This is a genomic window from Chromobacterium indicum (genome assembly GCF_039708975.1).
Lineage (GTDB): Bacteria > Pseudomonadota > Gammaproteobacteria > Burkholderiales > Chromobacteriaceae > Chromobacterium > Chromobacterium piscinae.
In genome coordinates this window covers 111,833-124,324 of the sequence record NZ_JAYFSJ010000009.1, presented here as the reverse complement: position 1 = coordinate 124,324, position 12,492 = coordinate 111,833, and the positions used below count along the sequence as shown (strand labels likewise).

13 protein-coding genes are annotated in these 12,492 nt (G+C 58.5%); 6 read left to right on the top strand and 7 right to left on the bottom strand.

The window, feature by feature from the left end:
- Positions 1-161: 161 nt before the first annotated feature.
- From VA599_RS13835 to VA599_RS13820, 4 genes are all read left to right on the top strand, one after another.
- Complete coding sequence (locus tag VA599_RS13835; RefSeq protein WP_346789079.1) at positions 162-1,319, top strand: hypothetical protein; 1,158 nt, start codon at positions 162-164, stop codon at positions 1,317-1,319.
- A 73-nt stretch (positions 1,320-1,392) separates the two neighbouring features.
- Positions 1,393-1,668, top strand: coding sequence for a hypothetical protein (locus VA599_RS13830; RefSeq protein ID WP_346789077.1), 276 nt, complete (start codon positions 1,393-1,395; stop codon positions 1,666-1,668).
- Between the two features lie 151 nt (positions 1,669-1,819).
- Complete coding sequence (locus VA599_RS13825) at positions 1,820-2,653, top strand: hypothetical protein (protein WP_346789075.1); 834 nt, start codon at positions 1,820-1,822, stop codon at positions 2,651-2,653.
- A gap of 15 nt (positions 2,654-2,668) precedes the next feature.
- Complete coding sequence (locus tag VA599_RS13820) at positions 2,669-3,538, top strand: HEPN domain-containing protein (protein WP_346789074.1); 870 nt, start codon at positions 2,669-2,671, stop codon at positions 3,536-3,538.
- A gap of 230 nt (positions 3,539-3,768) precedes the next feature.
- On the opposite strand, the gene VA599_RS13815 is transcribed toward VA599_RS13820, so the two are convergent.
- From VA599_RS13815 to VA599_RS13800, 4 genes are all read right to left on the bottom strand, one after another.
- Positions 3,769-5,004, bottom strand: a complete 1,236-nt coding sequence (locus VA599_RS13815) for a hypothetical protein (protein WP_346789072.1) — start codon at positions 5,002-5,004, stop codon at positions 3,769-3,771.
- A 265-nt stretch (positions 5,005-5,269) separates the two neighbouring features.
- On the bottom strand, positions 5,270-6,067 hold the full coding sequence (nudC, locus tag VA599_RS13810) for an NAD(+) diphosphatase (protein WP_346789071.1): 798 nt from the start codon (positions 6,065-6,067) through the stop codon (positions 5,270-5,272).
- 25 nt (positions 6,068-6,092) lie between these two features.
- Positions 6,093-7,226, bottom strand: a complete 1,134-nt coding sequence (locus VA599_RS13805) for a YbdK family carboxylate-amine ligase (protein ID WP_021477560.1) — start codon at positions 7,224-7,226, stop codon at positions 6,093-6,095.
- A complete protein-coding gene (locus VA599_RS13800) occupies positions 7,219-8,424 on the bottom strand; it encodes a cation:proton antiporter (protein ID WP_021477559.1) in 1,206 nt (401 codons plus the stop codon). The genes VA599_RS13805 and VA599_RS13800 overlap by 8 nt, the downstream gene beginning before the upstream one ends.
- A 93-nt stretch (positions 8,425-8,517) precedes the next feature.
- Here VA599_RS13800 and VA599_RS13795 point away from each other — a divergent pair, with 93 nt between their 5' ends.
- A complete protein-coding gene (locus tag VA599_RS13795) occupies positions 8,518-9,318 on the top strand; it encodes a M90 family metallopeptidase (RefSeq protein WP_346789070.1) in 801 nt (266 codons plus the stop codon).
- On the opposite strand, the gene VA599_RS13790 is transcribed toward VA599_RS13795, so the two are convergent.
- The gene (locus tag VA599_RS13790) at positions 9,306-10,619 is read right to left on the bottom strand and encodes an MFS transporter (RefSeq protein ID WP_104947458.1); all 1,314 of its coding nucleotides are present in this window, start codon (positions 10,617-10,619) and stop codon (positions 9,306-9,308) included. The genes VA599_RS13795 and VA599_RS13790 overlap by 13 nt on opposite strands.
- Before the next feature lie 195 nt (positions 10,620-10,814).
- Here VA599_RS13790 and VA599_RS13785 point away from each other — a divergent pair, with 195 nt between their 5' ends.
- Positions 10,815-11,108, top strand: a complete 294-nt coding sequence (locus VA599_RS13785) for a hypothetical protein (RefSeq protein ID WP_021477556.1) — start codon at positions 10,815-10,817, stop codon at positions 11,106-11,108.
- A 47-nt stretch (positions 11,109-11,155) separates the two neighbouring features.
- Here the strand turns inward: VA599_RS13785 and VA599_RS13780 are convergent, their stop codons facing one another.
- Positions 11,156-11,650, bottom strand: a complete 495-nt coding sequence (locus VA599_RS13780; RefSeq protein ID WP_021477555.1) for a hypothetical protein — start codon at positions 11,648-11,650, stop codon at positions 11,156-11,158.
- Positions 11,647-12,492 (bottom strand): carbohydrate ABC transporter permease, encoded by an 846-nt coding sequence (locus VA599_RS13775; RefSeq protein ID WP_346789068.1) that lies wholly within the window; start codon positions 12,490-12,492, stop codon positions 11,647-11,649. Before VA599_RS13775 ends, VA599_RS13780 begins: the two co-directional genes overlap by 4 nt.

The window sequence follows — 12,492 nt, the reverse complement described above, 5'->3', positions numbered from 1 at the left end:
GGCGCGGCCCATACTGACCCTGCGCTTCATGGCGTTCTCCTCTTGTAGTGCTACGGTGTGGCAACCGACCCAAACCCCGGCCTTGTGGTTGGGGTTTTTATTTGTATGATATATTGTATGCATATTTGCTATTTATTAGAAATTTAAATGGAGGGGGCGATATGTTGGGGAGTAACTTGCGTAGTTCGCATGAGTTCTTGAGAGGTGCCGTTAGTGCTGTTAAGAGATTTAGAATTAGTGCCGATGCGGCAGATGTTGAAGAGCTGTTGGTAAAGTTTTATAGCGCGCTAGAAAGTGTAACAGTTGCCGCTACAAGTAATGATGATTTTCTGGATGGTGACATTGTAAGCGAAGTGAATTCAAAATCAGAAGAGGTTATGTACCTAGTAAATCAGAGCTTTCATTCGAAATTGTCGCGTAGTGAGTTAAGAGAGATTGTACTGAAGATTAATAAATTATTAGATGATATTATTGACTTGCTACGTGCCAGTGTTTTTAATGAGCTTTTGATTAAGGCGGAAGAAAAGAAGAAGCAGTTGGATATTGATCAGTGTATAAAAACGGCAGAGTCATATCTGAGCATGGTCCAAGCAGATCGAGAGAAGGTTTTATTAAAGGTTGGCGAGTTGGACACGGGAGTGGCCAAATTTGAGGAGCTGAATAAATCGTATGAGGATAGCTCATCAAAGGCAAAGGACATTGTTTTGCAGGCTGAGCAGGCTTTGCAGGGGGCCTCAAGGGTAGGCCTTGCTGGTGCTTTTAATTCTAGAGCTATAGTTTCTCAGGTTGTGGCTATTATTTGGGTTTTGGCTTTGATTTTGTCATTGGGGGGTGGGGTTTGGTGGGGGCACTCTCAGGTTAATGAGTTGGAAACTTTAATTCTGAATAAGGTGAATTATGACTTGTTTATTTTGAAGGCAGTAATGGCTGTTTTGTCTTTTGCTGCGCCTGTGTGGATGGCATGGTTGGCAACGAAGCAGCTAACCGAGCGATTCCGCATATCTGAGGATTATGCTTATAAGGCTGCTGTTTCAATGGCTTATCAGGGATATAAGCAGTTGGCAAGTGATATTGGGGAGGAGCATGTTGGAAAATTGTTTGATAAAACACTAGATACAATTGGTCAGCATCCCCTTCGTCATTTGAGTGGAAAAATTTATGGCAGTCCATGGCATGAGGCGTTGGATACCCCCGTGGCGATGGAAGCTGTCAAAGCTTTGCCGAAACTGATTGGTGATCTGAAAGATAAATCGCTTAATAAAAAGTCTGGTGAAAGTAAAAAAGATGAAGGCGAAGCCGAGGGGAAGAAAGAGAAGTAATATTTAAGCAGGTTGGGCCTGTTATCTGGAAGCGTGCCAAATTGTAGTGATTGATTTTGAAAGGGCAATGCGCATGACTGGAACGGAAATTCTGATTTTGGTTGTGGCATGGCTCATCATCTGGGGTGCCAAGACGGTGTACGCCAAGCATCTGAATGCCAAAATCGGGGAGCAGGAATTGGCGGTTCAGCGTGCCTGGACGGAAGCAAGTGTAGAGCATGCTCGTTTTGTCTCAAGATGGGCAGCGCGATCTGCGAGCAGACCAAAAACGCTACCGGCCCCTGCGACTTGGCCGCAGAGCGACAACGTGGACGTCACCACGGCCGGCAACCCGGCCGAGCTGGTCTGATCCCCCCCCTGTTTGCACCGCCCGGCGCGGGCCATACTGGCTCTGCGCTTCATGGCGTTCTCCTCTTGTAGTGCTACGGTGTGACAACCGACTCCAACCCCGGCCTTGTGGCTGGGGTTTTTTTGTTGTCCAATGAAACAGGTTATGCAAAATGAGAAAGGGCGGCGTGATGGGGTTTGGATACGATGATGTGGTTGAGAAAAATGTTGAAGTTTTTAAGGGCAATGAGTCAGTGGTTAGTGGAAAGCTAACTTTTGGAAAACTAAAAGGCATTGTAGTTTTTTTTGCAAATGATCTGCTTAGGGTAAATGCGCTGAGTGCGGGAGAGACGTATGGTCAATTGGTTTTGAAAGATGATGGCGGTGATTTTTATACAATAATAAATTGCACCGTTGAGGCTTTTAGCATTGAGGCAGAATTGATTCTGGAGGGGCGTAGTTTTTTATTAAATAAAGCTAAGTTATATGTTCGGTACAATGTTGTTTCTCGATGGTTTAATGATCGAAATGGCATAGATAGATCATCTTCAAGACAAGATCGTGTTGTGACATGGAGTGCAAATCAAGAACAATTCGAAGTCGAGGTGTTGAGTGTCGATAAACCATTCTCTGTTAAGAGTAGCTCTGCTAATGGTTGTCAGCGAGTGAATGAGGATTTTGTTATTCATGAGCATGTAAATTTCTGTATAGAACCTATTGGATGTGAATTTTCTATTATTGAGTTTAAAGATAGGGTGCATGAACTATTAGTGTATTTTGTTATTGTTATGGGTATGCCTGCCGATGTTAATTCAATTTATCTTCGGAATGATGATGGGGATGTTAGAGATGGCTACTTCCCTGCATTTGTAAGAGAGCCTAATCATGAGTATGAGTCTGCTGGCGGTTTATATGCATTTTTAACGGCCGATGATGTTAAAGATCATTGGCATGAATCATTGAATAACTATTTCTCAGTTGCGATGGTTAAGCGACGGGATTTGTGACTTAGGCTGGCTGGAATGAAAAGTTATAAAGGGTTTTGGGAGTATGAGGTTTTAGGGTATTTCTTCTTGTTGGAGGCATACGTTGATTCGGTTTATGTTGCCGATATGGAAAAGAGCAAGGCGAAGCCTAAGAATTTGAAGCTAAAAGAAGACATGAAAGAGTATGCAAAAACATTGCCGTCAGAGTATAAGGATAAGGTGTTGGAGTTTGCAAATAGGCTTAGTGTGAAAGAAATTGGCCCATCCTTTATGGATAAATATCGGTATGCGGTGAGTGTTTGCAATAAAGAGGTGGTTGAGATAATTTCTCTCAGCGATAGTGGAGTTAAGTTTGTTATGGGCATTAGGAATAAAATTGCTCATGGTGATAAGCATAATTTGTCGAAAGGAGATTTTGCTAAGGTTGGTGTTGTGATGAGCAAGATTGTTGCTCTATTGACATGCTGGGCGTATGATGACTTTGGTTTAAATGGGAAAGCGTTGAAGTTTTTGTTGCATTCTCATAATCGTCTCATTTTTCGAGCAAAATTAAATATTGAGGCTAGGGATAGGATTTCCAATCAGGCAAAGTTTATAAATGTATCTGTCAATGATTTTGAAAGGGCCAAGTCCCTTGATTCCGTTTTTGTTAGCCAAGGTGGGAATTACGTTTTATGTGAGAAATTATCCGAGCGCTTGGTTGAGTGGCGGAATGTCGCCAAACCGGGCAGAATTGATTGGAATAGTGTTTTTTCAGGGGTAGATGAAGATGCTGAAGTATACGAAATGGAGTTTTGCGGCAAGGCTTATTTAAGTTGTATTGATGCTGGAGAGGAGAGAAAAAAAGAATTGATTCTCGCGTATTTTGTTAAAGCTATTTTGCTTCCAGATGCGACGGCAGGTTGAAGTTCTGTTATAAATGGTTTGCCTATTTTTCATTGCATTTCCACTTGACATAGCCCGCCCGTGTGACCTCCTCCCGACTAACCGAGCGGTCTAAGCTGGAGATTTCTGGCTTAAAGGTGAGCAAGCCGGAACTCGCTCGGGGTCTGGTCGCCCAGCTGCGTCAAAACAAAACCGCACAGCCAGGCTGTGCGGTTTATCCCTAGGGATGAAACGCCGGGTGGCGTTAGTCGTTATTTCTGCTTGCCGCCGGCCGCGCGGGCGGCTTTCACCGCCAGGAAGCGCGAGAAGGCGTCGATGCGGGAGGCGTTGCTGCCATCCTGGATGCCGGCATCGCTCATCATGGTGTAGTAGGCGCTGGGCTGGAACAGCGCGGTGAACAGGTAGCCGCTGCGCAGGTAGTTGGTGTCCTTGCTGTTGCCGGCGCCGGTGGTGCCGTTGAGGCGGCCGGCGTAGTGGCGGTCGCCCAGGCGCATCACGTCGAGCACGGTGTTGGCGATGGGCGCCAGCTGCGCGGCTTTCAGGCCGTAGCGTCCGCTTTGATACAGCCGGTACAGGCCGGCGGTGTCCAGGCTGCCATGGCTGTTGTCTTCGCCGGAGGTGTCGGGCATGGTGTAGCCCCAATCGTAGGCGGGGTGGCCGGCCTTGTCGGTGTAGCGGGTGAGGCCGGACTGGAGGAACCAGTCCAGATTGGCTTGCAGGATCTGGTCGTAGCGTTTGACGCGGGCCGGGTCGTCTTTCAGCAGCTCATGCGCCTGTGCCAGGTTGAGGAAGCCGTAGCCGAACATCATCTGCTGGTTCCACGGCACGGGCAGGCCGGCTTTGTATGGCGCGTTGGCGGCGAAGTACATGCGGTTGCCGTCGGTCAGCTTGATCAGCGATTTCAGGATGTGCTGGTCAACCGTCTTGTCGGCTTGGCTCAGATAGGTCTTGGCGCGTTGCAGATAGGTGGCGCCGAAATGGAAGGGGTCGCCGCCGGCCACTTTCTGGTTGTATACCGCAGTGGTTTTCAGTATCTGCCGGGCGCAGCTGCCCAGGTGGCCCACTGGGTCGCCTTGTTCGCCGCCGGTCTGGATCGGGCTGACGTCCGGTTTGTTCGGCCATACCGGATCGATGCGGCCGGTCCAGATCACTCGCTGGCCAGCTGGCGCCGGCAGGATGTCGTTGCGTTCCGACAGCAGCGCGTCGCAGAAGGACACCATCTTGTCCAGCAGGGGCTGGCTCGGCGCGATGTCGTAAACCAGGGCCATGGCTTTCAGGTTTTCGCCGCTGCGGCCTTGCGCCCATTCGTTGTCGACATTGGATGCGCCCGGTTGCAGCCCCTGCGCGAAATCGACGAAGGACTGGATTTCGTTGCGGGTGACCGGGCCGTCCAGGCTGTCCACGGTCATGGCGGCCGCCTGCGCGGTTGCGCAGGCAAGGGGCAGGCTTATCGTCAGGGCAAGGTTCAGCAGGTTTTTTTGTTTCACGATCGATTCTTTCATCCGGAAGTAAACAAGGTGAGCAGCATTTAGCAATGCTTTTATCGAGTAAATATTCTATTTGAATTTTCATCGCAGCGGCAATGACAGCTTGCTGCCTTGTTTATGAAAGATGGCTCGGGGATGCGCCGGCCGATGCCTGCGCTGGATTTTTCCCGAGCGGGCGTTTCTTTTGGGACGGTCTGTGGAGTCTGGCAGGCGACGCCAAATCGGAGGGATGGCGCATCCCTCCGATTCAGGTTTGGGGAGCGGCTTATGCTTGCTGATTTCGGATCAGCTCGCGCCCGTGCGCGATCAGGTGATGGGCGATGGAGATCGGCGAGGGCAGCGTCGGCAGCGCGTCTATGTCAAACCAGCCGGCATCCTCGATTTCCCCTTCCTGCGGGCGGATGTCTCCGCCATCGTATTCGGCGGTGAAAGCCAGCATCAGCGAGTGCGGGAAAGGCCAGGATTGGGAGAAGGCGTAGCGCAGGTTTTTCACCTTGATGCCCACTTCCTCCCAGGTTTCGCGGTGCACGCACTCTTCCAGCGTTTCGCCGGGTTCGACGAAGCCGGCCAGCGCGCTGTACATGCCGGGCGTGAAATGCGGGCTGCGGGCCAGCAGCAGCTCGCGGCCGCGGCGGACCAGCACCATCATGGCGGGGGAGATGCGAGGGTAGTACACCTGGCCGCAACTGGGGCAATGCCGGCCCAGCTGATCGCTGTTTACCGCCAGCGGCGTGGCGCAATGGCCGCAGAAGCGGTGGCTGTGAAAGAACTGGCGCAGCTGGGCGGCGCGGGCGGCCGCCTGCACCTGGGCCGCGGGCATGGCCATCAACGCCGGCCGCAGAGGCAGCCATTCTCCCGCTTGCGGCGGGGCTTCGCCGACCAGATCCGCCATGAACAGATTGCTGTCTTCGTGGATGCCGAGAAAGCGCTGGCCGGTCAGCGCGCAGCCGGCAGGCGGATGCGCTGGCAGCTGCTGGTTTTGCAGCCAGAGCAGGCCGCCGTTGAAAATGCACCAGCGCGCGGGCAGTTCCGGCGCCGGCTGCTGCGGGAGTTCGAAAGGCATAAAAGGGCGATCCGATTGGAATCGCTCAGTTTACGCCGACTCCCGGCTCGGCGTACATCCAGTGCTCGCTCTGGCGCCGCACCACTTCGCTCAGCGATCCGCTCTGCTCGAACACCTGGCGCAGCCAGCGGCTGTCGCTGTGGCATTTCAATGCCCGCTGGCGCAGCGCCGCCAATTGGTGTTGGCTGCCCAGCGCCTCTGCGTGCGGTTCCAGCGCGCGCAGCGTGTCCAGCAGGTCTTCCTGCAGTCCCAGCTGGTTCTTGGAACGGGCATCCACCATCACGCCGTCGAAGCCGAAGCGACAGGCCTGGAAGCGGTTGTAGCTGTAGGTGAGGTAGGGTTCGGAGCAGATGTCGTTCCACTCTTCCTCGAAGCAGCGCCGCGCCAGCATCTGGGCGTAGGCGGCCAGTAGCACTGGGGTTTCGATGGAGAGCGGGGTGTCGCAGATGCGGATTTCCACGGTGCCGTATTCCGGCTTGGGCCGGATGTCCCAATAGAAGTCCTTCATGCTGGCGACGATGCCCAGCGCCTCCATCCGTTCGAAGTAGTCGTTGAACGCGCTCCAGCTATCCACCACCGGCATGCAGCCGGACAGCGGGAAGGCGTTGACGCTGGTCAGCCGCGAAGTCTGGAACGAGGTGTCCACGCCTTGGTAGAACGGCGACGACGCCGACAGCGCGATGAAGTGCGGAATGTAGCGGGCCAGGTAGTGGGTGAGCCGCACCGCGACGTCGCCGTCCGGACAGCCGATGTGGATGTGCTGGCCGTAGACGGTGAACTGCTTGGCCAGGTAGCCGTACAGCTCGGACACCAGGCGGTAGCGCTCCTTGGGATAAATGCGCTGGTCCTCCCAGTGCTGGAACGGATGGGCGCCGCCGCCGGCCAGGCCCAGATTGAGTTTGTGGGCGCTGTCCACCAGCAGCTTGCGGATGGCGAGCAGCTCTTCCAGCATCGCGTTGACGTCGCTATGGACAGCGGTGCCGATTTCTATCATGCCCTGGGTGATCTCGGGCTTGATGTCGAAGCCGTGCGGCTTGCGGTTGACCTGCAGCAGCAGATCGTCGGAGCCGCGGGTGAGGTTGTAGTCGCGGCGGTTCAGTATCATCAGTTCCAGCTCCACGCCCAGGGTGAGCGGCTGGCTTTGGTTGAATTCAAGCATGGTTGGCTCCTGCGGTTTCGCCGGCCAGGCGCAGGGCCAGTCGGGTGAGGACGGGGGCGACGATTTCGTTGATCAGCAATGCGGCCATCAGCGCCGCGCTGAAGCTGGTGGCGGCTTCGCCCAGCGACACGATGCCCAGGCCCAGCAGCAGCGCGGAGCCGCTGTTCATCGGACTGAGCGCCAGGCCCAGCCAGGCGCCCTGCTTGCGGGACAGGCCGTTGCCGCGCGCGGCCAGCCACCATACCAGCATGCCGATGCCGCTGCGCAGGATCAGGCACAACAGCGCCAGCTGCCAATGCGAGGCGAGCGCCTGAGGCGACAGGTGGGCGCCGGCGGATACGAAGAAGGCGACGGTGAAGACATGGCTCAGCGACAGGATGCCCGGTTCGCTGACGGTGTAGCCGTGGCGCAGCGTGCGGGTGCTCATGCCGGCCACCAGCAGCGCCAGCAGGGCCAGCAGTTGCAGCATGTCGGCGGCGCCGACCAAGAGCGCGATCAGGCCGAACAGCAGCACGCGCTGCGCCTCGCGCTGATGGCCGCCCAGCCAGCGGTTGAGCTGGGTGGTGACCAGGCCGGCGACCAGGCCCAGCGCCACCGAGCCCAGGATCAGCCAGCCCGGCATCAGGATGCCGTCCTCCACGCTGTGGTCGGAGGAAAGATGGGTGTAGGACAGCGCCAGCGCGAAGCCGGCCATCGCCAGCAGGCTGGACAGCGCGGTGGCGGTCAGCAACCGCTCGCTGACCTGGCCGTCGGCGCGCGATTCGCGCACGATCTCCAGCACCACGATGGGCGATGTGGCCATGCCCAGCGCCGCCAGCATCAGGCTGGCCGGCGCGCCGAAGCCATTGCCGTTCAGCAGCGCGAACAGCGCGCCGAACACCAGCAGACAGTAGAGCAGAGTGGTGGCGAGCAGGGTTTTCTCCACCCGCAGCCAGCGCAGGTCCACGCGGCGGCCGGCTTCGAATAGCGCGATGCCCAGCGCCAGCTGCACGAACAGCGAAGCTTCGTTCAGCAATTGCTGATTGAGCAGGTTGAGATTGTAGGGGCCGATGATGAGGCCGGTGGCGATGTAGCCGGTGATGGCGGGCAGGCGCGCCACGCGCACCGCGATCTGGCCGCCTATCACGCCCAGCGCCAGCAGAATGCCGAACGCTGCCAGCGGATTCAGCATCAGATTGGGCCAGAGAGGGAGGGTCATTATGGTTTCTCCTGTATTGCAGGGCGGGGCATTGAATTGCTCCTTCCCCGCCCTAAGGTATCAATGACTGACGCGATTCCGAGCCAAGAGTTCATGCTATTAGACTGGATGCGCCGCCTGGGCGGCAAACGGATACCGGCCGCCTTGCTGTCGTGGTTGCGGGACGAGGCGGGCGGCATGCCGCTGCTGGTCGGTTTGTCGACCGAAGAAACAGACCGTTTGGTCAGGCTGGCCGGCGAACTGCTGCTGGCCAAGACCATCACCGGCCTGGAAGACATGGAAGTGGACGACGCCATGCGCTGCCGGCTGGCCCTGCAACTGGCGCTGCCGGGCATGAACCTGGGCATGCGCGCCTATGAAAACTGGCGCGAGGCGATACTGTACCCGGCCCCGTTCGTGGCGCGCAACCGCTGGCAGGACGGGATAGGGCTTACCCACGAGGGCGAGCAGGTACTGATCGGCCAGGCCCACTACCAGGGACCATTGGTGTTTTCCTGGCCGGACGTCAACGAATCGCCGTTGCTGGACGGCTGGAACGTGGTGATCCACGAGACAGCCCACCAGTTCGACATGCTGGACGGCCCGGCCAACGGCGCGCCGCCCTTGCACAAGGGCATGGACCGCGCCGCGTGGAGCCGGGCCTGGAACCAGGCCTACCGGCAGTTCTGCCGCGAGGTGGACCACGGGGTGGAGGGGTGGCTGGACCCGTACGCCAGCGAAAATCCGGCGGAATTCTTCGCCGTGCTCAGCGAGGCCTTCTTCGAAATCCCGCATCTGGCGCGGCGGGATTATCCCGAGCTGTACCGGCTGCTGAGCCAGTTCTATTGCCAGGACCCGGCGGCGAGGCTGCCGCCGGTGGACGAAGAGAGCGTGATGCCGGTTCAGCCTTCCTGAGCCAGCGCCGCCGAGCCGGTCTTCCTGCCGGCGAACAGCAGGTAGCAGCCGACCAGCAGGCCGATCAGGCATTGCAGCATCAGGTAGTAGGCCGGCGCCAGCGCGTCGTACTTCAGCCAGATGGACAGCAGGATGGGCGTGAGTCCGCCGGCGAAAGCGTAGGCGACGTTATACGAGAAGGACAGGCCGGAGAAGCGCACTTGCGGCGGGAAGGCGCGCACCATCACCAGCGGCACCGCGCCGACGATGCCCACGCTGAAGCCCAGCAGCGGATACAGGGTGTACAGCTGGCCGGCGTGCGCCGCCATCGACGAGTAGAACGCGTAGCTGCTGGCAGCCAGCAGCAGGCTGCCGCCGATGAAGGTGGGGCCGCTGCCCAGGCGGTCGCTGGACACGCCGGCCACCAGGCAACCCAGCGTCAGCGCGACGATGGCCAGGCTGTTGGCGCGCAGCGTGTCCACCGCCGGCAGGCCGAACTGCTTCTGCAGATAGGCCGGCGCCATCAGGATGGCGACGACGATGGAAATGGCCAGGAACCAGGTGACGAACATCGACAGCGCGACGGCGGCCTTGTGCTTCTTCAGCACGGTTTTCAGCGGCAGCTCCTCGGACAGGGCCTTGCGCGCCTGCATCTCGGCGAATACCGGCGTCTCGTGCAGCCATTGGCGCAGTTGCATCGCCACCAGGCCGAACACGCCGCCCACCAGGAAGGGCACGCGCCACGCCCAGTCGGCGATCTGCTGCGGGCTGAAGGCCAGGTTGATGGCGGTGGCGATCAGCGAGCCCAGCAGGATGCCTATGGTCAGGCCGGAGGTGATCACGCTGCAGGCAAAGCCGGTGTGGCGCGCCGGCGCGTGCTCGGCGACGAACACCCAGGCGCCCGGCACCTCGCCGCCTATCGCCGCGCCCTGCAGGATGCGCATCGCCAACAGCAGCAACGGGGCGGCCATGCCGATTTCGTGGTAGGTGGGCAGCATGCCCATGGCCAGCGTAGGCAGCGCCATCAGCACGATGCTCAGCGTGAACATGCGCTTGCGGCCCATCAGGTCGCCGAAATGCGCCATCACGATGCCGCCCAGCGGGCGCGCCAGATAGCCGGCGGCGAAGATGCCGAAGGTTTGCAGCTGGCTCAGCCAGTCCGGCATGGATGGCGGGAAGAACAGCTTGCCCAGCACCACGGCGAAAAACACGAAGATGATGAAGTCGTAGAACTCCAGCGCGCCGCCCAGCGCGGCCAGGAACAGCGTCTTGCAGTCCTGCCGGTTCAATGGGCGGTGCGGCGAGAGGGAGCGGGTGTCCATGCGGCGATTTCCTTTGTCTTGGTATGGTTATGTATCGACCGTATGGTTGTGGAATGTAAGGTCGTGCCGAGCAGATTAAATGACGGCGGCGATGTCTGACAATAAGACTCGTTCGCGGCGCGCGGTTGTTCGGGCACTGTCTTCATCCGGCAATGCTAGACTCGGACCGTCGCGTATCGAATCATGGAGGCTCCGATGCTGGAGTTCATCGGCAGGATGCTGCTTGGCGTGCTGGACTTTATCCTGGACCTTTACCTGATACGCGTGATCCGGCGGGGAAGAGGCCATCCGCCGCGTCCGATGGCGGAGGATGCCGCCAACCTGGCGCTATGGGAGTGGCTGATCCTCCCCATCTACGGCTTGGCGGCGGTGCTGGCCGGCTTCCTGATGGGCGCGGCGGGCGTTCCCATCTTCCTGTGCGTGGCGATACCCGGCATCGCGGCGCTGGTCTGCGGGTTGAGGTCTTTCAGGAGACGGATGGATCTCTAAGCCTGCTCATGTCGAGGCTGCGGCTATCCCCGCTGCGGCTGGCGGATTTAATCCGGATTGTCTTTGCCCAGCGGAAAGGTCTTTGAGCTGGCGGCGTATTGTTTTGTCACTTCGGCATGGACCATCAGTCTGGATGGTCTCAGGATGGGGCCTGCCGCTGCGTATAGCCGGTCCGGATCGGGGCCGTACAGGTACAAAAAGCCGTCATTGCCGTCCAGATGCAGCTCGGTTTCGCCCAATTCGCCGGCCTTGGCGCGGTTGATCGCGCTGGCGAGCTTGCGCTCCAGGGCGCGGATTGTGGCGAGATCTTGCGGATAATAGTCGAAGCGGACCGTGATGGCCGGCTCCGGCAGTTTCTGTGTCGGCGGCGCGGCAGCGGCGGCCGCGGAAAAGGCGAGAAGCAGGGCGGAGAGAAGCCCCCATATTGCGATATTGCGAACGCCGGGTTCCTGAGAGAAAGATGAATCGCCATGATACGGGCCTGCTGGACCCATGTCGCGCAGCGGCGCGGCCGCGCCTGAACCATCGCCCGTTTTTTTCATTTCACCGCCCCGTCCATTCCCCGCATGAAGTAGCGCTGGCACAGCGCGAACACCGCCAGCACCGGCAGGATGGTCAGCACCGCGCCGGCGGCCACCATCCGGGTGGAGGTGGCGAACGCGCCTTTCAGATAGAGCACGCCGACCGACAGCGGATACAGGTCCGGCGTTTTCAGCACCACGCTGGGCCAGACGTAGACGTTCCACGACCACACCAGCGTGAAGATGCCCAGCGTGGCGAGGTAGGGCAGGGACAGCGGCAGGCAGATGCGGCGGAACACCTGCCAGTCGCTGGCGCCGTCCATTCGCGCGGCGTCGACGATCTCGTCCGGAATCTCCTCGAATGCGTGCTTCATCAGATAGATGCCGAAAGCGCCGGCGATGGATGGCAGCACCACGCCCAGCCGGCTGTCGTCCAGGCCCAGCCGGCTGATGGTGACGTAGTTGCTGATGAAGTTGATCTCGCTGGGCAAGAGCAGGGTGGCGATGATGGCGTAGAACACCGCCTGCCGGCCGCGGAAGCGCAGCTTGGCCAGCGGAAACGCCGCCAGCGCCGACACCGCCAGCGTGCCCAGCGTGGTCAGGCCGGAAATCCACAGCGAATTCCAGAAAAAGCGTCCCAGCGGGATGGCGTCCCACACCGCGGCGAAGTGTCGCCAGCCGGCGTCCTTCGGCCACAGCGGCGACGGGAAGTCGAACACCTGCTCGCCGTTGCCGACGGCGATGCCCAGCGTCCACAGGAAGGGATAGACGCAGGCGAAGGACAGCGCGAGCAGCAGCAGGTAGTCGGGCAGGCGGCGCAGCAGTTTGCGCGGCGCGGCGTGGTTCAGGGCGATGGCGGTCAT